This is a genomic window from Roseibaca calidilacus (genome assembly GCF_001517585.1).
GTDB classification, from domain to species: domain Bacteria; phylum Pseudomonadota; class Alphaproteobacteria; order Rhodobacterales; family Rhodobacteraceae; genus Roseinatronobacter; species Roseinatronobacter calidilacus.
In genome coordinates, this window is sequence record NZ_FBYC01000001.1 from 241,874 (window position 1) to 260,769 (window position 18,896).

Here is an 18,896-nt window from a genome sequence, read left to right on the forward strand (position 1 = left end):
CTCTGGAATTCCACCGCGGCGCCCCCACCCTTGGGGACGCAAGCGGTATTCTGCGTTCTGCCTTTCGGGGATTGGGCGCAAACATGAGAGGCGCATAAAGCGTCATGAACACGGGTTGAAACGGGAAGAACCGGAATGCCAACGATCCAACAGCTGATCCGCAAGCCGCGGCAGCCGAAAGTCAAGCGCTCCAAGTCCATGCATCTGGAGCAGTGCCCCCAGAAGCGTGGTGTTTGTACGCGCGTTTACACCACGACGCCGAAAAAGCCGAACTCGGCTATGCGGAAGGTTGCCAAGGTGCGCCTGACCAATGGGTATGAAGTCATCAGCTACATCCCCGGCGAAAAGCACAACCTGCAAGAGCACTCTGTCGTGCTGATTCGCGGCGGCCGCGTCAAAGACCTTCCCGGTGTGCGTTACCACATCCTGCGCGGCGTTCTGGATACGCAGGGCGTGAAAGACCGTAAGCAACGCCGTTCGAAATATGGCGCGAAGCGTCCGAAGTAAGGAGAAGTTCAGATGTCTCGTCGTCACGCCGCTGAAAAGCGCGAAATCCTGCCGGACGCAAAGTTCGGCGACATGGTCCTGTCGAAATTCATGAACAACCTCATGATCGACGGTAAGAAATCGGTCGCTGAATCGATCGTCTATAACGCAATGGACCGGGTCGAGGGCAAGCTGAAGCGCGCGCCCATCGAGGTGTTCCACGAAGCGCTCGACAACATCAAGCCGTCCGTCGAAGTGCGCTCGCGCCGCGTTGGTGGTGCCACCTACCAGGTGCCCGTCGAAGTGCGCCCGACCCGCCGCGAAGCACTGGCGATCCGTTGGCTTATCAAAGCTGCGCGCGCCCGCAACGAGAACACGATGGAAGAGCGTCTGGCCGCCGAGCTGGTCGATGCCGTCAACTCGCGCGGGTCTGCCGTCAAGAAGCGGGAAGACACCCACAAGATGGCCGATGCTAACAAGGCATTCAGCCATTACCGCTGGTAATCCAGTTATTTCTGCAAGCCTGAGGAACTAGATCATGGCACGCGAATACCCCCTAGAGCGCTACCGCAACTTCGGGATCATGGCGCATATTGACGCCGGAAAGACCACGACGACCGAGCGCATCCTGTATTACACCGGCAAGTCGCACAAGATTGGCGAAGTCCATGACGGCGCGGCCACCATGGACTGGATGGAGCAGGAACAAGAGCGTGGCATCACGATCACCTCTGCTGCAACGACCACCTTCTGGGCCAAGACCATCGATGGCGAAAACCAGATCGGTGAGAAGCACCGCTTCAACATCATCGATACTCCCGGCCACGTTGACTTCACCATCGAAGTTGAGCGGTCGTTGGCCGTGCTCGACGGTGCGATCTGCCTGCTCGACGGCAATGCCGGGGTAGAGCCGCAGACCGAAACCGTCTGGCGTCAGGCTGACCGCTACAAAGTTCCGCGCATCGTGTTCGTCAACAAGATGGACAAAATCGGCGCAGACTTCTTCAACTGCGTGAAGATGATCAAGGACCGCACCGGTGCGACCCCGCTGCCGATCCAGCTGCCCATCGGCGCAGAGGATCAGCTGGAAGGCATCATCGACCTTATCGCGATGGAAGAATGGACCTGGCGTGGCGAGGATCTGGGCGCAAGCTGGACCCGTCAGCCGATCCGTGACGATCTGAAGGACTTGGCCGACGAATGGCGCGCCAACATGATCGAAATCGTCTGCGATCAGGACGACGACGTGATGGAAGCCTATCTTGAAGGCAACGAGCCCGACGAAGCGACCCTGCGCCGCCTGATCCGCAAAGGCACGCTGGCACTGGATTTCGTGCCTGTTTGCACCGGTTCTGCGTTCAAGAACAAAGGTGTCCAGCCGCTGCTGAACGCCGTGACCGACTATCTGCCCAGCCCGCTGGACGTGCCCGCCTATATGGGGTTCGACCCGAAGGACGAGACAGAGACCCGCGACATTCCGCGGTCTGCCGATGACGGTCAGCCTTTTGCCGGTCTGGCGTTCAAGATCATGAACGACCCGTTCGTCGGTTCGCTGACCTTTACCCGCATCTATTCGGGCGTCATCAGCAAAGGCGACGGCATCCTGAACTCGACCAAGGGCAAAAAAGAGCGCGTCGGTCGCATGATGATGATGCACTCGAACTCGCGCGAGGAAATCGATTGGGCCGCGGCTGGTGACATTATCGCACTTGCCGGCCTGAAAGAGACCACGACGGGTGACACGCTGTGCGATCCGGCCAAGCCGGTGGTTCTGGAAACCATGACCTTCCCCGATCCCGTGATCGAGATTGCCGTGGAACCCAAAACCAAGGCTGACCAAGAAAAGATGAGCCAAGGTCTGGCACGTCTGGCCGCCGAGGATCCGTCTTTCCGCGTCGAAACCGATCTGGAATCGGGTCAGACCATCATGAAGGGCATGGGCGAGCTTCATCTCGACATTCTGGTCGACCGTCTGAAGCGCGAATTCAAGGTGGAAGCGAATATCGGTGCGCCGCAGGTGGCCTATCGTGAAACGATCAGCCACAAGATCGAACACACCTACACCCACAAGAAGCAGTCGGGTGGTTCTGGTCAGTTCGCAGAGGTCAAGCTGGAAATCAGCCCGACCGAACCGGGCGAAGGCTATTCGTTCGAATCCCGCATCGTCGGCGGCACGGTCCCGAAAGAATACATTCCGGGCGTCGAAAAGGGCATCAACTCTGTCATGGACTCCGGTCCTTTGGCAGGCTTCCCGGTGATCGACTTCAAGGTCGCGCTGCTGGACGGCAAATATCACGATGTCGACTCGTCGGTCTTGGCGTTTGAAATCGCATCGCGGATGGCCATGCGCGAAGGTCTGAAAAAGGCCGGCGCGAAGCTGCTGGAACCGATGATGAAGGTCGAAGTTATCTCGCCCGAGGAATACACGGGTTCGGTGATCGGCGACCTGACCTCGCGTCGTGGCCAAGTGACCGGTCAGGAACAGCGCGGCAACGCGATCGCCATCAACGCTTTCGTGCCGCTTGCAAACATGTTCGGCTACATCAACACGCTGCGGTCCATGTCTTCGGGGCGCGCGAACTTTACGATGCAGTTCGACCATTACGAGCCGGTTCCGCAGAACGTGTCCGAAGAGATCCAGAAGAAATACGCCTGATAGCAGCGGTGCGTGGGTTACCACGCACCCTACAAACCGTAGGGTGCGCGCTTGCGCGCACCGCCCCCCGAGAAAAGGAGATGCCACCATGGCAAAAGCAAAGTTTGACCGGACGAAACCGCATGTGAACATCGGCACGATTGGCCATGTTGACCATGGCAAGACGACGCTGACGGCGGCGATCACGAAGTATTTCGGTGATTTCCGGGCCTATGACCAGATTGACGGTGCGCCCGAAGAAAAGGCGCGCGGGATCACGATCTCGACCGCGCATGTGGAATATGAAACCGAAGCGCGTCACTACGCCCATGTGGACTGCCCCGGCCACGCCGACTACGTCAAGAACATGATCACCGGTGCGGCGCAGATGGACGGCGCGATCCTGGTGGTGAACGCTGCTGACGGCCCGATGCCGCAGACGCGCGAGCACATCCTGCTGGGCCGTCAGGTGGGCATTCCGTTCATGGTTGTGTACATGAACAAGGTCGACCAGGTCGATGACGAGGAACTGCTGGAGCTGGTGGAAATGGAAATCCGCGAGCTGCTGTCCTCCTACGACTACCCGGGCGACGATATTCCGATCATCAAAGGCTCGGCTCTGGCCGCGATGGAAGGGCGTGACCCGGAAATCGGCGAGAACTCGATCCGCGAGCTGCTGGCCGCTGTTGACAGCTACATCCCGACGCCCGAGCGCGCCGTGGACCAGCCCTTCCTGATGCCGATCGAGGACGTGTTCTCGATTTCCGGCCGCGGCACGGTTGTGACCGGTCGTGTGGAACGCGGCGTCATCAATGTGGGCGATTCGATCGAGATCGTGGGCATTCGCGACACCAAGACCACGACCTGCACGGGTGTGGAAATGTTCCGCAAGCTGCTGGATCGGGGTGAGGCTGGCGACAATATCGGTGCGCTGCTGCGCGGCATTGGCCGTGAAGATGTCGAGCGCGGGCAGGTGCTGTGCAAGCCGAAATCGGTGACGCCGCACACGCATTTCGAAGCCGAGGCCTATATCCTGACCAAGGAAGAAGGCGGCCGCCACACCCCGTTCTTCGCGAATTATCGCCCGCAATTCTACTTCCGCACGACGGATGTGACCGGCACGGTCCAGCTTCCCGAAGGCACGGAAATGGTGATGCCCGGCGACAACCTGAAATTCGAGGTCGAGCTGATCGCGCCCATCGCCATGGAAGAGAAGCTGCGCTTCGCCATCCGTGAAGGCGGCCGCACCGTCGGCGCAGGCGTCGTGTCGAAAATCATCAAGTGATGCGTCATCGGCGCGCCCTGTCAGGTGCGTCGAAGATCATCGCATATTGTGACGGGTAGGGTGCGTGGTTTCCACGCACCACGCCTTTCGAGGGAAAAGAAGATGCAAGGTCAGAATATCCGCATCCGGCTCAAGGCCTTCGATTACCGCGTGCTAGATGCTAGCACGCAGGAAATCGTGAACACGGCCAAGCGGACGGGCGCCCAGGTGCGCGGTCCGATCCCGCTGCCGAACAAGATTGAAAAGTTCACGGTTCTTCGTGGTCCGCATGTCGACAAGAAATCGCGCGACCAGTGGGAGATCCGCACGCATAAACGTCTTCTCGACATTGTCGACCCGACCCCGCAGACCGTGGACGCGCTGATGAAGCTCGACCTCGCCGCCGGTGTCGATGTCGAGATCAAAGTGTAAGGAGCCAGGACAATGCGCTCTGGAGTTATCGCAAAGAAGCTGGGCATGACCCGGCTGTTCATGGAGGACGGGCGGCAAGTTCCCGTGACGGTCCTTCAACTTGATGGGTTGCAGGTCGTCGCTCAGCGGACTGCGGACCGGGATGGGTATACGGCTGTTCAGTTGGGTGCGGGCACGGCGAAAGCCAAGCGTGTCGCAGCCCCGATGCGTGGTCATTTCGCCAAGGCAAGCGTTGCGCCCAAGCGCAAACTGGCCGAATTCCGCGTCAGCCCCGATTGCATGATCGATGTGGGTGAGGAAATCACCGCCGACCATTACTTCGAAGGTCAGTTCGTGGATATCGCGGGCACCTCGATCGGTAAGGGGTTTGCCGGTGCTATGAAGCGCCACAATTTTGGCGGTCTACGCGCCTCGCATGGTGTGTCGATCAGCCACCGTTCGCACGGGTCCACGGGCCAGTGTCAGGACCCCGGCAAGGTGTTCAAGGGCAAGAAGATGGCGGGTCACATGGGTGCTGCCCGTGTGACGACCCAGAACCTTCAGGTTGTGCGCACCGATAGCGAGCGCGGCCTGATCATGGTCAAGGGCGCTGTCCCCGGGTCCAAGGGCGGCTGGGTCACGATCAAGGATGCGGTGAAAAAGCCGTTCCCCGAGAACGCGATCATGCCTGCTGCGCTGAAATCCGCCGCCGAAGCCGCGCGCAAGGCTGCTGAAGAAGCTGCCGCTGCTGCCGCTGCCGAGGAAGAAGCAGCCCGTCAGGCCGCTCTGGAAGCCGAAGCCGCAGAGCAGGAAGCTGCTTTGAAAGCGGCCGAGGCACAGATCGAAGCCGATAAGAAGGAAGGCGAGTGATATGAAACTCGACATCGTTAACCTGCAAGCGGGCAAAGCCGGCGAAGTCGAGCTGAACGAGGCCATTTTCGGCCTCGAGCCGCGCGCCGACATCCTACACCGCGTGGTGCGCTGGCAGAGGGCGAAAGCCCAAGCTGGCACCCACAAGGTAAAAACCCGGTCGGAAACCAGCTATTCCACCAAGAAGATCTACCGCCAGAAGGGCACCGGTGGCGCACGCCATGGTGACCGGAACGCGCCGATTTTCCGCAAAGGTGGTGTTTACAAGGGGCCGACCCCGCGCAGCCATGCGCATGACCTTCCCAAGAAGGTGCGTGCTCTGGGCCTGCGCATGGCGCTGTCCGCCAAGGCGGGCGCTGGCAAGCTTGTTGTTCTGGATTCGACCGATATGGCCGAAGCCAAGACCGCCGTGCTGGCCAAGGCCGCCAAGGACCTGGGCTGGAAAAAGGCCCTGATTATCGACGGTGCGGAAGTGAGCGAGAATTTCGCCCGCGCCGCGCGCAACCTGGATGGTGTCGATGTGCTGCCGTCGATCGGGGCGAATGTCTATGACATCCTGCGCCGCGACACGCTGGTCATCACCCGTGCGGGTCTTGAAGCACTGGAGGCTCGACTGGCATGAGCGTGAAAGCTGAACATTACGACGTGATCCGCAAGCCGATCATCACCGAGAAGGCCACGATGGCGTCTGAAGCCAACGCGGTTGTGTTCGAGGTGGCGGTCGATGCGAATAAGCCGCAGATCAAGGATGCGGTCGAAGCGATCTTCGGCGTGAAGGTGAAAGCGGTGAACACCTCTATCACCAAGGGCAAGACCAAGACGTTCCGCGGGGTCAAAGGCCGCCGCAAGGATGTCAAGAAAGCCTATGTCACGCTCGAAGAGGGAAATGCTATCGACGTGACCACCGGGCTTTGATAAGTGAGACGCGACTCAGCGGCCCCGACGCTCTCGGGGCCGTTGGTTATTTGGCGCAACGCGCGCCGATTGACGAAACCGGACCTTTTGGTCCAGAGCTAACGGAAGACAGAAAGCATGGCACTCAAGTCGTATAAACCGACGACGCCGGGCCAGCGTGGGCTGGTTCTGATCGACCGTTCGGAGCTTTGGAAAGGTCGCCCGGTCAAGGCCCTTACGCAGGGTTTGACCAAATCGGGCGGTCGGAACAACACCGGACGGATTACCGCACGCCGCATCGGCGGTGGCGCGAAGCGCCTGTATCGCATTGTCGATTTCAAGCGCAACAAACTGGATGTTCCGGCTACCGTGGAACGGATCGAATACGACCCGAACCGCACGGCCTTCATCGCGCTTGTCAAATATGAAGATGGCGAGCAGGCTTACATCTTGGCGCCGCAGCGTTTGGCTGTGGGTGACAAGGTGATCGCAAGCGCCAAGGCTGATATCAAGCCGGGCAATGCGATGCCGTTCTCGGGCATGCCCATCGGCACGATCGTCCACAACATCGAGATGAAGCCCGGCAAGGGCGGTCAGATCGCGCGTTCGGCTGGCACCTATGCCCAGTTCGTGGGTCGTGACGGTGGCTACGCGCAGATCCGCCTGTCCTCGGGCGAGCTGCGCCTTGTGCGCCAGGAATGCTTCGCCACCATTGGCGCGGTGTCCAACCCCGACCATTCGAACCAGAATTTCGGTAAAGCTGGCCGCACCCGTCATCAGGGCAAGCGCCCGTCGGTGCGCGGTGTCGCGATGAACCCGATCGATCACCCCCATGGTGGTGGTGAAGGTCGCACCTCGGGTGGCCGGACGCCGGTTACGCCTTGGGGTAAAGACACCAAGGGTCGCAAGACGCGCTCCAACAAGCAGACCGACAAGTATATTCTGCGGTCTCGCCACGCGAAGAAGAAGGGTCGCTAATCCATGGCACGTTCAGTTTGGAAGGGCCCTTTCGTCGATGCTTACGTTTTGAAAAAAGCGGAAAAAGCACGCGAGTCGGGTCGCAATGAAGTCATCAAGATCTGGTCGCGCCGCTCGACCATCCTGCCCCAGTTCGTTGGTCTGACCTTCGGCGTCTATAACGGGAAAAAGCATGTTCCCGTCAATGTGACCGAAGACATGATCGGCCAGAAGTTCGGGGAATATTCGCCGACGCGCACCTATTACGGGCACGCGGCCGACAAAAAAGCGAAACGGAAATAAGCCATGGGTAAAGAGACAAATCCGCGCCGCGTGGCCGAGAATGAAGCAATGGCGAAGACGCGCATGCTGCGCACTTCGCCGCAGAAGCTGAACCTCGTCGCTGCGATGATCCGCGGCAAGAAAGTGGATCGTGCTTTGACCGATCTGACCTTCTCCAAGAAGCGTATTGCTGGCGACGTCAAGAAATGCCTGCAATCGGCGATTGCCAACGCCGAAAACAACCACGGTCTGGATGTAGACGCGTTGGTTGTGGCCGAAGCATGGGTTGGCAAGAACCTGGTCATGAAGCGGGGCCGTCCGCGCGCACGCGGTCGCTTCGGCAAGATCATGAAGCCGTTTTCCGAACTGACCATCAAGGTTCGCCAGGCCGAGGAGCAAGCATAATGGGTCACAAGGTAAATCCGATTGGCATGCGCCTTCAGGTCAACCGGACCTGGGACAGCCGCTGGTTCGCGGAAAGCAAGGATTACGGCAACCTGTTGCTGGAAGACCTTAAAATCCGTGACTTCATTCATGAAGAGTGCAAGCAGGCTGGCATCAGCCGCGTGATTATCGAACGTCCGCACAAGAAGTGCCGCGTCACGATCCACACGGCGCGTCCGGGTGTCATTATCGGCAAAAAAGGCGCCGATATCGAAACCCTGCGCAAGAAGCTGGCAAACTTCACCGCATCCGACCTGCACCTGAACATCGTCGAAATCCGCAAGCCGGAACTGGACGCGCAGTTGGTGGCAGAATCGATCACGCAACAGCTGGAACGCCGTGTCAGCTTCCGTCGCGCCATGAAACGCGCGGTGCAGAACGCGATGCGCATGGGCGCCTTGGGCATCCGTGTGAACCTGGCTGGCCGTTTGGGCGGCGCAGAGATTGCGCGCACCGAATGGTATCGCGAGGGTCGCGTTCCGCTGCACACGTTGCGGGCAGATATTGATTACGCGCATTCCGAAGGCCTGACGGCTTATGGCATCATCGGTGTGAAGGTGTGGATCTTCAAGGGCGAGATCATGGAGCATGATCCGCAAGCCCGCGATCGTCGGCATCAGGAACTTCAGGACAGCGGCGGCGCACAGCGCCCGCGTCGCTGAGCCGAGTGAAGGAGTAGAGCAATGCTACAACCGAAACGGACGAAGTTCCGCAAGCAGCACAAAGGCCGGATCAAGGGCGAAGCAAAGGGCGGGTTCGACCTGAACTTCGGCGGCTACGGTCTGAAAGCGCTGGAACCTGAGCGCATCACCGCGCGCCAGATCGAAGCTGCACGCCGTGCCATGACGCGCCACATGAAGCGTCAGGGCCGTGTCTGGATCCGCATCTTCCCGGATGTGCCCGTCACCTCCAAGCCCACCGAAGTGCGGATGGGTAAAGGTAAGGGTTCGGTCGATTTCTGGGCTGCCAAGGTCAAGCCCGGCCGCGTGATGTTCGAGATTGACGGTGTCGGAGATGCCGTGGCGCGTGAAGCGCTGCGTCTGGCCGCAATGAAACTGCCGATCAAGACCCGCGTCGTTCAGCGCGAAGACTGGTAAGGCGTTTGGTGCGTGTCAGGCACGCACCTTGCCAAACGATCGGATATCCCGGCTTTGCACAAGCCGGGATATCTTCTTTCCAAGGAGCACTTGCCAAGCGGGCGCATCGCGCCTATACGGCACGCTCATCCACCTCCGCCGGGAATCAGGGTGACCCTTACCCAAGGGGCCTTCCGGTGATTGTTGACTGAAGGAATGGCCATGAAAGCCGAAGATCTGCGATCCAAAACACCGGATCAGTTGCGCGACGAACTCGTTGCGCTGAAAAAGGAAGCGTTCAACCTGCGCTTCCAAAAGGCGACCAACCAGCTGGAAAACACGGCTCGTATTCGCCAGGTCCGTCGGGACGCCGCGCGCGTTTCGACCATCCTCAACGAAAAAGCCGCTGAAGCGGCGGCGAACTAAGGAGCTGGCCCATGCCCAAACGCATCCTGCAAGGCAAGGTGACGAGCGACAAAAACGAGCAGACCGTCACGGTTCTGGTTGAGCGCCGCTTCACGCACCCCGTTATGAAGAAGACGGTTCGCAGCACGAAGAAATATCGTGCCCACGATCCGCTGAACCAATTCAAGGTTGGTGACACCGTTCGTATCATCGAATGTGCGCCGATCTCGAAGTCCAAGCGCTGGGAGGTTCTGGTCGACGCTGAGGCGTAAGATCCGTTCCAATCAGACTTATCGAAACCCTGGGCGTAGTGCCCAAAGGTCGGGAGAAACCCAATGATCCAGATGCAGACCAATCTGGATGTTGCTGACAACTCTGGCGCACGCCGAGTTCAGTGCATCAAGGTCCTCGGCGGCTCCAAGCGGCGCTATGCGTCGGTGGGCGACATCATCGTGGTGTCGGTCAAGGAAGCCATTCCGCGGGGCCGCGTGAAGAAGGGCGACGTGCGTAAAGCTGTCGTCGTTCGGACCGCAAAAGAAGTGCGTCGTGAAGACGGCACATCCATCCGCTTCGACCGAAATGCGGCCGTGATCCTCAACAACTCTGGCGAACCTGTCGGCACCCGTATCTTCGGGCCGGTGGTGCGCGAGCTGCGCGCGAAGAACTTCATGAAGATCATCTCGCTCGCGCCGGAGGTGTTGTAATGGCTGCGAAACTGAAAAAAGGCGACAAGGTCGTCGTGCTGACCGGCAAGGACAAGGGTAAGCAGGGCGAGATTTCTGCCGTCATGCCCAAGGCCAACAAAGCCGTTGTCGACGGGATCAACATCTCGATTCGCCACACCAAGCAAAGCCAGACCAGCCAAGGTGGCCGCCTGCCGCAGGCAATGCCCATTGATCTGTCGAATCTGGCAATCGTTGACGCGAACGGAAAGCCCACCCGCGTCGGCTTCCGCGAGGAAGACGGCAAGAAGGTGCGCTACGCCAAGACAACCGGGGAGGCGATCTGATGCTGGATCAAGCCAACTACACCCCTCGTCTGCGGACGGTCTACAAAGACACGATCCGTTCCGCGATGAAGGAAGAATTCGGCTACAAGAACGACATGATGATCCCGAAGCTCGACAAGATCGTGCTGAATATGGGCATCGGTGAAGCCGTCAAGGACACCAAGAAGATCAAATCTGCGCAAGCCGATCTGACCGCGATTGCCGGTCAGAAGGCCGTCATCACCAAGGCGCGCAATTCGATCGCCGGGTTCCGCGTCCGTGAAGAAATGCCGCTGGGTGTGAAAGTCACGCTGCGCGGTGAGCGGATGTATGAATTCCTCGACCGTCTGATCAACATCGCGCTGCCGCGCGTCCGCGACTTCCGCGGCGTTAAGGGCACGTCGTTCGATGGCAATGGCAACTATGCCATGGGGATCAAGGAACACATCGTGTTCCCCGAGATCAACTTCGATCAGATCGACGAGATGTGGGGCATGGATATCATCATCTGCACCACGGCGAAAACCGACGCGGAAGCCAAGGCGCTGTTGAAGCATTTCAACATGCCCTTCACAAGCTGACGCGAGAGGGAGAGAACCAATGGCTAAAAAAGCAATGGTCGAGCGCGAAAAGAAGCGTCAGAAGCTGGTGGCGAAGTATTCCGCCAAGCGCGCTGAGCTGAAAGCAATCGCCGCCGACGCCGAACGTCCGATGGAAGAGCGTTTCAAGGCAAACCTGAAACTGGCACAGTTGCCGCGGAATTCTTCGGAAACCCGCTTGCACAACCGCTGCCAGCTGTCGGGTCGCCCGAAGGCTTATTATCGCAAACTGAAACTGTCGCGGATCGCGCTGCGGGATCTGGCCTCTAAGGGTCAAATTCCGGGCATGGTCAAGTCGAGCTGGTAAGGAGAAGGGATCATGTCCATGAACGATCCGCTCGGCGATATGCTGACCCGTATCCGCAACGCGCAAATGCGTGGCAAATCGACCGTGCGTTCGCCCGCGTCGAAGCTGCGCGCCTGGGTGCTCGATGTGCTTCAGGGTGAAGGGTATATCCGCGGCTATGAGCGCGTCACAAGCGCCGATGGTCACGCGGAACTGGAAATCGCGCTGAAATATGCCGATGGTCAGCCCGTCATCCGCGAATTGAAGCGCATCTCGACCCCTGGTCGTCGCGTGTATTCCGGTGTTCGTGAAATCCCGCAGGTCCGCAACGGCCTAGGTATTTCGGTTGTCTCCACGCCGAAAGGTGTGATGTCCGACGCAGCAGCCCGCGCCGCCAATGTTGGTGGCGAAGTGCTCTGCCGTGTGTTCTGAGGAGGGCTGAGATGTCTCGTATTGGCAAAAAGCCTGTCGAACTGCCTTCGGGCGTGAGCGCGCAGGTCTCGGGCCAGACCATCGAGGTCAAGGGCCCCAAGGGCACCCGCAGCTTCACCGCTGGCGATGATGTGGATATCGTGCTGGACGGCAACACCGTGTCCGTCAAACCGCGCGGGTTGTCCAAGCGCGCACGCCAGCAGTGGGGTATGACCCGCTCTATGGTGGCGAACTTGGCCACCGGCGTGACCACCGGCTTCAAAAAAGAGCTGGAACTGGTCGGCGTTGGTTACCGTGCCGCGATGCAGGGCAAAGACCTGAAGCTGTCTTTGGGTTACAGCCACGAAGTGATCTTCGAGGTTCCCGCCGGCATCACCATCACCGCGCCAAAGCAGACTGAAGTTGTTGTCGAAGGTATCGACCAGCAGCAGGTCGGCGAAGTGGCCGCAAACATCCGCAAGTGGCGGTCGCCAGAGCCCTATAAGGGCAAAGGCATTCGCTACAAGGACGAGTATATCTTCCGTAAGGAAGGCAAGAAGAAGTAAGGGCGCGAAAGATGGCGAACACAAAGCAAAAGCTGTTCCAAAAACGCCGCCTGCGCGTTCGGAACAAACTGAAAAAATCGGCCAACGGGCGTCCGCGTCTGTCTGTCCACCGCTCCAACAAGAACATCAGCGTTCAGCTGATCGACGATGTGCGCGGTGTGACATTGGCTTCGGCCTCGACGCTGGAAAAAGATTTCGGTGTCGTGGGTGTCAACAACAAGGACGCAGCCGCCAAGATTGGTGCCGCGATTGCCGAGCGCGCAAAAGCCGCTGGCGTCGAGGAATGCTATTTCGACCGTGGCGGCTTCATCTTTCATGGGAAGGTCAAGGCACTTGCCGACGCCGCCCGTGAAGGCGGCCTGAAGTTCTGAGGAGACGATTATGGCAGAAAGAGAAAACCGCCGGGACCGCCGCGAACAGCGCGAGGAAACCCCGGAATTCGCCGATCGTCTGGTTGCGATCAACCGCGTGTCGAAAACCGTGAAAGGCGGCAAACGCTTCGGCTTTGCAGCGCTCGTGGTGGTCGGCGATCAGCGCGGTCGCGTTGGGTTTGGCAAGGGTAAGGCGAAAGAAGTGCCCGAAGCCATCCGCAAGGCGACCGAGCAGGCCAAGCGCCAGATGGTGCGTGTGCCGCTGAAGGATGGTCGCACCCTGCATCATGACATCGAAGGCCGCCATGGCGCGGGCAAGATTGTCATGCGTCAGGCCGTGCCGGGGACCGGTATCATTGCCGGTGGTCCGATGCGCGCCGTGTTCGAGATGCTGGGCCTGCAAGATGTTGTGGCCAAGTCGCTCGGCAGCCAGAACCCTTACAACATGATCCGCGCGACTTTTGACGCGCTCAAGAACTCTGCCAGCCCCCGTCAGGTGGCGCAGCGTCGCGGCAAGAAGGTGGCAGATATCCTGCGCAAGCCTGAAGCCGAGACCGAAACCGCAGACGCGTAAGGAAGGGTCGAACTCATGGCTAAAACCATCGTCGTCAAGCAGATCGGCTCTCCGATCCGCCGCCCTGCCGTTCAGCGTGCCACGCTGGTCGGTCTGGGCCTGAATAAGATGCACCGCACCCGCGAGCTGGAAGACACCCCTTCCGTGCGCGGCATGGTCAACTCTATCCCGCATCTGGTCACGATCATCGAAGAGCGTGGCTGATACAGCCGTGGGGTGCGCGTATTTGCGCGCCCTACTTTTTATTTGGCCGTGTGGCCCTGATCCGTCGCTGGCAGGGCTTTCCGGCATAGGAGAAGCGACATGAAACTGAACGAACTTCACGACAATCCCGGCGCAACCAAAAAGCGGATGCGCGTTGGCCGTGGTCCCGGCTCTGGCAAGGGCAAGATGGGTGGCCGCGGTATCAAGGGTCAGAAATCCCGCTCGGGTGTGGCCATCAATGGCTACGAAGGTGGCCAGATGCCGCTGTATATGCGCCTGCCGAAGCGTGGCTTCAACAAGCCCAACCGCGCGCGCTATGCGGTCGTCAACCTTGGCCTGATCGAGAAATTCATCGGCGAAGGCAAGCTGGACGCGACTGCGACCATCACCGAAGACGCGCTGGTCGCGTCCGGTCTGGTCCGCCGCAAACTGGACGGTGTGCGCGTTCTGGCCAAGGGCGAGATCACGACGAAGGTTGATCTGTCGGTGACCGGTGCTTCGAAATCTGCGGTGGACGCGGTTGAGAAGGCGGGTGGGTCCGTTCAAATCATCGCGCCTGCGCCGAAAAACGAAGGCGCGGCTGCCGAATAAAGGTTGTGAGGGGAAGCATAGCCCCTTACATCACCCCAGACAGGGTTTTCGCGCCGCCGACCGCACCCCGGTCTGGCGGCGTTGACATGACAGAGAGAGACGCAGATGGCATCTGGTGCTGATCAACTCGCGGCAAATACAAGCTGGGGTGCGCTGGCAAAGGCGACTGACCTTCGCAAACGCATCTTTTTTGCGCTTGGTCTGCTGATTGTCTACCGTATCGGGACGTATATTCCGGTTCCCGGCATTGACGGTCTGGCGCTGCGCGAGTTTATGGATGAAGCAGCATCTGGCATCGGGGGCATGCTGAACATGTTCACCGGCGGCGCGATCAGCCGGATGGGTATCTTTGCGCTTGGCATCATGCCCTATATTTCCGCCGCGATCATCGTGCAGCTTGTCGGTGCAATGTATGAACCGTGGAAAGCCCTGAAAAAAGAAGGTGAAATGGGGCGGCGCAAGCTGAACCAATACACCCGTTACCTGACCGTTATGCTGGCGCTTGGGCAATCCTACGGTCTGGCCGTGTCGCTGGAAGCGGGCGATCTGGCGACCGATCCGGGTTGGTTCTTCCGCGCGGCCGTGGTGATTACGCTTGTGGGCGGCACCATGTTCTTGATGTGGCTGGGCGAGCAGATCACCGAACGCGGCATCGGCAATGGTATTTCTCTGATCATCTTCGTCGGGATCATTGCAGAGATCCCCGCCGCTCTGGCCAATTTCTTGGCACAAGGCCGCTCGGGAGAGATTTCGCCCGCCGTCATCATCGGTGTGATTGTGATGATTGTGGCCGTGATTGCCTTCGTGGTGTTCATGGAGCGCGCGATCCGCAAGATCAGCATTCAATATCCGCGCCGCCAAGTGGGCATGAAAGTGTTCGACGGCGGCTCGTCGCATCTGCCAATCAAGGTGAACCCGGCCAATGTGATCCCGGCGATCTTTGCCTCTTCCTTGCTGCTGCTGCCGACGACCTTGGCGACCTTCTCTGGCAATTCTCAGTCCGAGATCATGGCGACCGTTCTGGCCTATTTCGGCCCCGGTCAGCCGGCGTATCTGCTGTTCTTCACGGCGATGATTGTCTTTTTCACATTCTTCTACACGCAGAATGTTGCGTTCAAGACAGATGAAGTTGCCGAGAACCTGAAAAACCAGAACGGGTTTGTTCCCGGTATCCGCCCGGGCAAGCGCACAGAGGAATATCTGGATTACGTTGTTGTCCGCTTGGTGACGGTCGGGTCCATCTATTTGGCCGCGGTCTGTTTGCTGCCGGAAATACTGCGCGGCCAGTTGGCGATTCCGTTCTATTTTGGCGGCACGTCGGTGTTGATTATCGTTTCTGTCACGATGGACACGATCAACCGTGTGCAGTCGCATCTGATCGCGCATCAGTATGAAGGTCTGCTGGAAAGATCCAACCTGCGTGGCAAATCCCGCAAGCGCAGTGGTAAACCGAAGGCTCCGGCGCGGCGATGAACATTATTCTGATCGGGCCGCCGGGGGCCGGAAAAGGAACGCAGGCACAAAAACTGGTGGCCACGCGCGGTATGGTGCAGCTCTCTACGGGCGATATGCTGCGGGCCGCGAAAACCTCTGGCACAGAGATCGGCAATCGTGTGGCAGAGGTGATGGACAAGGGCGAGCTCGTCACTGATGAGATCGTCATTGGCCTGATCGAGGAGAAGCTCGAACAAGGCTCTGCCGGTGGGTTCATTTTCGATGGCTTTCCGCGCACGCTGGCGCAGGCCGATGCCTTGGGCGCGCTGCTGGATCGCAATGGCACTGGGCTGCACGCCGTGATTGAACTGGTTGTGGATGATGCGGCACTGGTGGGGCGCATTGTAAAGCGCGCCGACGAAGCGCGCGCCGCTGGCCAACCCGTGCGCCGCGATGACACGCCAGAGGTGTTCAATGACCGTCTGCGCGCCTACTACAAGCAGACTGCGCCGCTTCTGGGCTATTATCATGCCAAGGGCCAGCTTCGTCAGGTTGACGGCATGGCCAGCATGGACGCGGTCGAAGCCCAGATCGCAAGCATTCTTGGCTCATGAGCCTTGCTGTCGGTCAACGGTTGCGCTGCGATTTCGGCCTGTCCGAAGCGCTCGGCCAGCTTTTGATCTGGGTGGTGCTTGTCATCATCACCTTTGGGCTGGCGCTGTTTGTCTTGCCCTACTATTTCCTGAAAGCCCCGATCAACAAAACAACCGTGCTTGACGCCGAAGGAAACGCGGTTGCCCGGTTGTCGGTCGAAGTGGGCTTTGCGGATATCCTGGGCCATGCTATTATCTGGCTGGTTCTGACTATCCTGACCTTGGGGCTTGCCTATTTCATTTACTGGCAATCCGTGGTCAAACGGCTGATGAATGCGACCGTCACAGTGCCGCTGTGATCGGGTCTTGACCTTGGCCGCAAAAGCACATACCCGACACGCCTGAGATAAGAATCGCGTCTGCACGGCAGTCTGTCTGCCACAGGCGCTTTTCGTTTTGGAATGCACGCGGGGGGCCAAAGCGCCCCGTGTTGTGAAAAAAGGTTCTGGGATTACGGAACCGCAACGAAAGGAACGAACCGCGTGGCACGTATTGCTGGCGTAAACATCCCTACAGGAAAGCGCGTTGTCATCGCGTTGACCTATATTCACGGCATTGGCCCCAAGGCTGCATCGGACATCTGTGCCGCTGTCGGCATTGAACTGACCCGCCGTGTCAACGAACTGTCCGATGCCGAAGTGCTTGCTGTGCGCGAGCATATTGATGCGAATTACACCGTCGAAGGCGATCTGCGCCGCGAAGTGTCCATGAACGTCAAGCGCATGATGGATATCGGCTCGTATCGCGGTCTGCGCCATCGTCGCAACCTTCCCGTGCGCGGTCAGCGCACCCATACCAATGCGCGCACGCGCAAGGGCCCGGCAAAAGCTATTGCCGGCAAGAAGAAGTAAGGGAAGGCTTGTTTCATGGCTCGTGATAAAACGCGCGTAAAGCGCAAGGTTCGCAAGAATATCGCCGCTGGTGTCGCTCATGTGAATTCCAGCTTCAACAACACCAAGATCCTGATTTCCGACGTGCAGGGCAACGCGATTTCGTGGTCGTCTGCTGGCACGATGGGCTTCAAGGGCTCGCGCAAATCGACCCCTTACGCCGCGCAGTTGGCCGCCGAAGATGCGGGCAAGAAAGCGCAGGAACATGGCGTGAAAACGCTGGATGTCGAAGTGCAGGGTCCGGGTTCGGGCCGCGAATCGGCGCTGCGCGCGCTGGCCGCTGTTGGCTTCAACATCACGTCCATCCGCGATGTAACGCCGATGGCGCATAACGGCTGCCGCCCGCCGAAGCGCCGTCGCGTCTAAGGCCGGTTTGGTTTTGCCAGGCCCCGCTCTTCTGTGGGGTCTGGTTTTCTGTCTTTTAGATCCTCGGGCGTCGCACGGGCTTGGGCATGACCCGGCGACAAGAATGGAGGCGACACATGATCCATAAAAACTGGCAAGAGCTTATCAAGCCGGCACAGCTTGACGTAAAACCGGGTGCCGATAGCGCCCGCCGTGCGACCATCGTTGCAGAACCGCTGGAGCGTGGCTTCGGTCTGACTTTGGGCAACGCGCTGCGTCGCGTGCTGATGGCATCGCTGCAAGGCGCTGCGATCACATCGGTTCAGATCGACAATGTCCTACACGAGTTCTCCTCTGTGCCGGGCGTGCGCGAGGACGTGACCGACATCGTCCTGAACCTGAAAAGCGTTGCGCTGCGCATGGATGTCGAAGGCCCGAAGCGGGTGTCGATCTCGGCGCAGGGTCCGGGCGTTGTCACGGCAGGCGATATCGAAACCAGCGCCGGGATAGAGGTCCTGAACAAGGATCTGGTTATCTGCCATATTGATGACGGTGCGTCGGTTTACATGGAACTGACGGTCAATACCGGCAAGGGCTATGTCAGCGCCGACAAGAACCGCCCCGAGGATGCGCCCATTGGTCTGATCCCGATTGACGCGATCTTCTCGCCGGTCAAGCGTGTCAGCTATGATGTTCAGCCAACCCGCGAGGGGCAGGTGTTGGATTATGACAAGCTGACGATGAAAGTCGAAACCGACGGTTCCGTCCGCCCGGAAGACGCCGTTGCCTACGCCGCGCGCATTCTGCAAGACCAGTTGCAGATCTTCGTCAATTTCGATGAGCCGGAATCGGCCGGGTCGAAGGATGATGATGACGGTCTGGAGTTCAACCCGCTTCTGCTGAAGAAAGTGGACGAGCTGGAACTGTCCGTGCGCTCTGCGAACTGCCTGAAGAACGACAACATCGTCTATATCGGCGATCTGATCCAGAAAACCGAAGCGGAAATGCTGCGCACCCCGAACTTCGGCCGCAAATCCTTGAACGAGATCAAGGAAGTGCTGTCGGGCATGGGGCTGCATCTGGGCATGGATGTGGAAGAATGGCCGCCAGAGAATATCGACGAACTGGCCAAGCGTTTCGAGGATCAATTCTGATCCTTTGCGGGGTGGGCGCGCCAAGCGCCCGCCCCATACGATCGGGCATCCGCCCCAAGGAGAGCCGAGGTCACGCAGCCACGGCCAGACAAAGTAAAACACGACG

Annotated in this window: 31 protein-coding genes; all 31 read left to right on the plus strand. The window is 59.2% G+C overall.

Annotated features, from left to right (window positions below; translation table 11 throughout):
• The first annotated feature begins 135 nt into the window (after positions 1-135).
• The 31 genes from rpsL to AWT76_RS01100 all read left to right on the plus strand — a co-directional run bounded on the left by rpsL (position 136) and on the right by AWT76_RS01100 (position 18,790).
• Positions 136-507, plus strand: a complete 372-nt coding sequence (gene rpsL, locus AWT76_RS00950; protein WP_026759053.1) for a 30S ribosomal protein S12 — start codon at positions 136-138, stop codon at positions 505-507.
• A gap of 12 nt (positions 508-519) precedes the next feature.
• Positions 520-990 (plus strand): 30S ribosomal protein S7, encoded by a 471-nt coding sequence (rpsG, locus tag AWT76_RS00955; protein WP_072244304.1) that lies wholly within the window; start codon positions 520-522, stop codon positions 988-990.
• Between the two features lie 34 nt (positions 991-1,024).
• Positions 1,025-3,142, plus strand: a complete 2,118-nt coding sequence (gene fusA / locus AWT76_RS00960) for an elongation factor G (RefSeq protein WP_072244305.1) — start codon at positions 1,025-1,027, stop codon at positions 3,140-3,142.
• Positions 3,143-3,230: 88 nt separating this feature from the next.
• Positions 3,231-4,406 carry an elongation factor Tu gene (tuf, locus tag AWT76_RS00965; protein ID WP_072244306.1) on the plus strand — a complete coding sequence of 392 codons (1,176 nt, stop codon included), beginning with the start codon at positions 3,231-3,233 and terminating at the stop codon, positions 4,404-4,406.
• Between the two features lie 102 nt (positions 4,407-4,508).
• On the plus strand, positions 4,509-4,817 hold the full coding sequence (gene rpsJ / locus AWT76_RS00970) for a 30S ribosomal protein S10 (protein WP_072244307.1): 309 nt from the start codon (positions 4,509-4,511) through the stop codon (positions 4,815-4,817).
• Between the two features lie 12 nt (positions 4,818-4,829).
• Positions 4,830-5,666 (plus strand): 50S ribosomal protein L3, encoded by an 837-nt coding sequence (gene rplC, locus AWT76_RS00975; protein ID WP_072244308.1) that lies wholly within the window; start codon positions 4,830-4,832, stop codon positions 5,664-5,666.
• A gap of 1 nt (position 5,667) precedes the next feature.
• A complete protein-coding gene (gene rplD / locus AWT76_RS00980) occupies positions 5,668-6,288 on the plus strand; it encodes a 50S ribosomal protein L4 (protein ID WP_072244309.1) in 621 nt (206 codons plus the stop codon).
• Positions 6,285-6,581: a 50S ribosomal protein L23 gene (locus AWT76_RS00985; RefSeq protein ID WP_072244310.1), complete on the plus strand. Its 297-nt coding sequence runs from the start codon at positions 6,285-6,287 to the stop codon at positions 6,579-6,581. The genes rplD and AWT76_RS00985 overlap by 4 nt, the downstream gene beginning before the upstream one ends.
• A gap of 117 nt (positions 6,582-6,698) precedes the next feature.
• Positions 6,699-7,538 (plus strand): 50S ribosomal protein L2, encoded by an 840-nt coding sequence (rplB, locus tag AWT76_RS00990; RefSeq protein ID WP_072244311.1) that lies wholly within the window; start codon positions 6,699-6,701, stop codon positions 7,536-7,538.
• Positions 7,539-7,541: 3 nt separating this feature from the next.
• Positions 7,542-7,820 (plus strand): 30S ribosomal protein S19, encoded by a 279-nt coding sequence (gene rpsS / locus AWT76_RS00995; RefSeq protein ID WP_072244312.1) that lies wholly within the window; start codon positions 7,542-7,544, stop codon positions 7,818-7,820.
• Positions 7,821-7,823: 3 nt separating this feature from the next.
• Complete coding sequence (gene rplV / locus AWT76_RS01000; RefSeq protein WP_072244313.1) at positions 7,824-8,204, plus strand: 50S ribosomal protein L22; 381 nt, start codon at positions 7,824-7,826, stop codon at positions 8,202-8,204.
• Positions 8,204-8,905 carry a 30S ribosomal protein S3 gene (rpsC, locus tag AWT76_RS01005; protein ID WP_072244314.1) on the plus strand — a complete coding sequence of 234 codons (702 nt, stop codon included), beginning with the start codon at positions 8,204-8,206 and terminating at the stop codon, positions 8,903-8,905. The genes rplV and rpsC overlap by 1 nt, the downstream gene beginning before the upstream one ends.
• A 21-nt stretch (positions 8,906-8,926) precedes the next feature.
• Positions 8,927-9,340, plus strand: a complete 414-nt coding sequence (rplP, locus tag AWT76_RS01010) for a 50S ribosomal protein L16 (RefSeq protein WP_072244315.1) — start codon at positions 8,927-8,929, stop codon at positions 9,338-9,340.
• A gap of 201 nt (positions 9,341-9,541) precedes the next feature.
• A complete protein-coding gene (gene rpmC / locus AWT76_RS01015; RefSeq protein WP_072244681.1) occupies positions 9,542-9,745 on the plus strand; it encodes a 50S ribosomal protein L29 in 204 nt (67 codons plus the stop codon).
• 11 nt (positions 9,746-9,756) lie between these two features.
• A complete protein-coding gene (rpsQ, locus tag AWT76_RS01020) occupies positions 9,757-9,996 on the plus strand; it encodes a 30S ribosomal protein S17 (RefSeq protein ID WP_072244316.1) in 240 nt (79 codons plus the stop codon).
• A gap of 63 nt (positions 9,997-10,059) precedes the next feature.
• A complete protein-coding gene (rplN, locus tag AWT76_RS01025) occupies positions 10,060-10,428 on the plus strand; it encodes a 50S ribosomal protein L14 (RefSeq protein ID WP_072244317.1) in 369 nt (122 codons plus the stop codon).
• Positions 10,428-10,733 carry a 50S ribosomal protein L24 gene (gene rplX, locus AWT76_RS01030; protein ID WP_072244318.1) on the plus strand — a complete coding sequence of 102 codons (306 nt, stop codon included), beginning with the start codon at positions 10,428-10,430 and terminating at the stop codon, positions 10,731-10,733. The genes rplN and rplX overlap by 1 nt, the downstream gene beginning before the upstream one ends.
• On the plus strand, positions 10,733-11,293 hold the full coding sequence (rplE, locus tag AWT76_RS01035) for a 50S ribosomal protein L5 (RefSeq protein ID WP_072244319.1): 561 nt from the start codon (positions 10,733-10,735) through the stop codon (positions 11,291-11,293). Before rplX ends, rplE begins: the two co-directional genes overlap by 1 nt.
• A 19-nt stretch (positions 11,294-11,312) precedes the next feature.
• Entirely contained in the window at positions 11,313-11,618 is a 306-nt protein-coding gene (gene rpsN, locus AWT76_RS01040) for a 30S ribosomal protein S14 (RefSeq protein ID WP_072244320.1), read from the plus strand.
• Between the two features lie 12 nt (positions 11,619-11,630).
• The gene (gene rpsH / locus AWT76_RS01045; protein WP_176699302.1) at positions 11,631-12,029 is read left to right on the plus strand and encodes a 30S ribosomal protein S8; all 399 of its coding nucleotides are present in this window, start codon (positions 11,631-11,633) and stop codon (positions 12,027-12,029) included.
• A gap of 11 nt (positions 12,030-12,040) precedes the next feature.
• On the plus strand, positions 12,041-12,574 hold the full coding sequence (gene rplF, locus AWT76_RS01050; RefSeq protein ID WP_072244321.1) for a 50S ribosomal protein L6: 534 nt from the start codon (positions 12,041-12,043) through the stop codon (positions 12,572-12,574).
• An 11-nt stretch (positions 12,575-12,585) separates the two neighbouring features.
• The gene (rplR, locus tag AWT76_RS01055; RefSeq protein WP_072244322.1) at positions 12,586-12,945 is read left to right on the plus strand and encodes a 50S ribosomal protein L18; all 360 of its coding nucleotides are present in this window, start codon (positions 12,586-12,588) and stop codon (positions 12,943-12,945) included.
• Between the two features lie 10 nt (positions 12,946-12,955).
• Entirely contained in the window at positions 12,956-13,519 is a 564-nt protein-coding gene (rpsE, locus tag AWT76_RS01060; protein WP_072244323.1) for a 30S ribosomal protein S5, read from the plus strand.
• A 15-nt stretch (positions 13,520-13,534) separates the two neighbouring features.
• Positions 13,535-13,723, plus strand: coding sequence for a 50S ribosomal protein L30 (gene rpmD, locus AWT76_RS01065; protein ID WP_072244324.1), 189 nt, complete (start codon positions 13,535-13,537; stop codon positions 13,721-13,723).
• Between the two features lie 99 nt (positions 13,724-13,822).
• Entirely contained in the window at positions 13,823-14,314 is a 492-nt protein-coding gene (gene rplO / locus AWT76_RS01070) for a 50S ribosomal protein L15 (RefSeq protein ID WP_072244325.1), read from the plus strand.
• A 105-nt stretch (positions 14,315-14,419) separates the two neighbouring features.
• Positions 14,420-15,787 carry a preprotein translocase subunit SecY gene (gene secY, locus AWT76_RS01075; protein WP_072244326.1) on the plus strand — a complete coding sequence of 456 codons (1,368 nt, stop codon included), beginning with the start codon at positions 14,420-14,422 and terminating at the stop codon, positions 15,785-15,787.
• Positions 15,784-16,362, plus strand: coding sequence for an adenylate kinase (locus AWT76_RS01080; RefSeq protein ID WP_072244327.1), 579 nt, complete (start codon positions 15,784-15,786; stop codon positions 16,360-16,362). The genes secY and AWT76_RS01080 overlap by 4 nt, the downstream gene beginning before the upstream one ends.
• Positions 16,359-16,700, plus strand: coding sequence for a DUF6693 family protein (locus tag AWT76_RS01085; protein WP_072244328.1), 342 nt, complete (start codon positions 16,359-16,361; stop codon positions 16,698-16,700). Before AWT76_RS01080 ends, AWT76_RS01085 begins: the two co-directional genes overlap by 4 nt.
• Positions 16,701-16,883: 183 nt before the next feature.
• Complete coding sequence (rpsM, locus tag AWT76_RS01090; protein ID WP_072244329.1) at positions 16,884-17,252, plus strand: 30S ribosomal protein S13; 369 nt, start codon at positions 16,884-16,886, stop codon at positions 17,250-17,252.
• A gap of 15 nt (positions 17,253-17,267) precedes the next feature.
• Positions 17,268-17,657: a 30S ribosomal protein S11 gene (gene rpsK / locus AWT76_RS01095; RefSeq protein ID WP_072244330.1), complete on the plus strand. Its 390-nt coding sequence runs from the start codon at positions 17,268-17,270 to the stop codon at positions 17,655-17,657.
• Between the two features lie 116 nt (positions 17,658-17,773).
• Positions 17,774-18,790, plus strand: a complete 1,017-nt coding sequence (locus AWT76_RS01100) for a DNA-directed RNA polymerase subunit alpha (protein WP_072244331.1) — start codon at positions 17,774-17,776, stop codon at positions 18,788-18,790.
• Positions 18,791-18,896: the final 106 nt, after the last annotated feature.

Coding starts and splice junctions, on each gene's coding strand:
- rpsL (WP_026759053.1), top strand. CDS start 136: ATGCCAACGATCCAACAGCTGATCCGCAAGCCGCGGCAGCCGAAAGTC.
- rpsG (WP_072244304.1), top strand. CDS start 520: ATGTCTCGTCGTCACGCCGCTGAAAAGCGCGAAATCCTGCCGGACGCA.
- fusA (WP_072244305.1), top strand. CDS start 1,025: ATGGCACGCGAATACCCCCTAGAGCGCTACCGCAACTTCGGGATCATG.
- tuf (WP_072244306.1), top strand. CDS start 3,231: ATGGCAAAAGCAAAGTTTGACCGGACGAAACCGCATGTGAACATCGGC.
- rpsJ (WP_072244307.1), top strand. CDS start 4,509: ATGCAAGGTCAGAATATCCGCATCCGGCTCAAGGCCTTCGATTACCGC.
- rplC (WP_072244308.1), top strand. CDS start 4,830: ATGCGCTCTGGAGTTATCGCAAAGAAGCTGGGCATGACCCGGCTGTTC.
- rplD (WP_072244309.1), top strand. CDS start 5,668: ATGAAACTCGACATCGTTAACCTGCAAGCGGGCAAAGCCGGCGAAGTC.
- AWT76_RS00985 (WP_072244310.1), top strand. CDS start 6,285: ATGAGCGTGAAAGCTGAACATTACGACGTGATCCGCAAGCCGATCATC.
- rplB (WP_072244311.1), top strand. CDS start 6,699: ATGGCACTCAAGTCGTATAAACCGACGACGCCGGGCCAGCGTGGGCTG.
- rpsS (WP_072244312.1), top strand. CDS start 7,542: ATGGCACGTTCAGTTTGGAAGGGCCCTTTCGTCGATGCTTACGTTTTG.
- rplV (WP_072244313.1), top strand. CDS start 7,824: ATGGGTAAAGAGACAAATCCGCGCCGCGTGGCCGAGAATGAAGCAATG.
- rpsC (WP_072244314.1), top strand. CDS start 8,204: ATGGGTCACAAGGTAAATCCGATTGGCATGCGCCTTCAGGTCAACCGG.
- rplP (WP_072244315.1), top strand. CDS start 8,927: ATGCTACAACCGAAACGGACGAAGTTCCGCAAGCAGCACAAAGGCCGG.
- rpmC (WP_072244681.1), top strand. CDS start 9,542: ATGAAAGCCGAAGATCTGCGATCCAAAACACCGGATCAGTTGCGCGAC.
- rpsQ (WP_072244316.1), top strand. CDS start 9,757: ATGCCCAAACGCATCCTGCAAGGCAAGGTGACGAGCGACAAAAACGAG.
- rplN (WP_072244317.1), top strand. CDS start 10,060: ATGATCCAGATGCAGACCAATCTGGATGTTGCTGACAACTCTGGCGCA.
- rplX (WP_072244318.1), top strand. CDS start 10,428: ATGGCTGCGAAACTGAAAAAAGGCGACAAGGTCGTCGTGCTGACCGGC.
- rplE (WP_072244319.1), top strand. CDS start 10,733: ATGCTGGATCAAGCCAACTACACCCCTCGTCTGCGGACGGTCTACAAA.
- rpsN (WP_072244320.1), top strand. CDS start 11,313: ATGGCTAAAAAAGCAATGGTCGAGCGCGAAAAGAAGCGTCAGAAGCTG.
- rpsH (WP_176699302.1), top strand. CDS start 11,631: ATGTCCATGAACGATCCGCTCGGCGATATGCTGACCCGTATCCGCAAC.
- rplF (WP_072244321.1), top strand. CDS start 12,041: ATGTCTCGTATTGGCAAAAAGCCTGTCGAACTGCCTTCGGGCGTGAGC.
- rplR (WP_072244322.1), top strand. CDS start 12,586: ATGGCGAACACAAAGCAAAAGCTGTTCCAAAAACGCCGCCTGCGCGTT.
- rpsE (WP_072244323.1), top strand. CDS start 12,956: ATGGCAGAAAGAGAAAACCGCCGGGACCGCCGCGAACAGCGCGAGGAA.
- rpmD (WP_072244324.1), top strand. CDS start 13,535: ATGGCTAAAACCATCGTCGTCAAGCAGATCGGCTCTCCGATCCGCCGC.
- rplO (WP_072244325.1), top strand. CDS start 13,823: ATGAAACTGAACGAACTTCACGACAATCCCGGCGCAACCAAAAAGCGG.
- secY (WP_072244326.1), top strand. CDS start 14,420: ATGGCATCTGGTGCTGATCAACTCGCGGCAAATACAAGCTGGGGTGCG.
- AWT76_RS01080 (WP_072244327.1), top strand. CDS start 15,784: ATGAACATTATTCTGATCGGGCCGCCGGGGGCCGGAAAAGGAACGCAG.
- AWT76_RS01085 (WP_072244328.1), top strand. CDS start 16,359: ATGAGCCTTGCTGTCGGTCAACGGTTGCGCTGCGATTTCGGCCTGTCC.
- rpsK (WP_072244330.1), top strand. CDS start 17,268: ATGGCTCGTGATAAAACGCGCGTAAAGCGCAAGGTTCGCAAGAATATC.
- AWT76_RS01100 (WP_072244331.1), top strand. CDS start 17,774: ATGATCCATAAAAACTGGCAAGAGCTTATCAAGCCGGCACAGCTTGAC.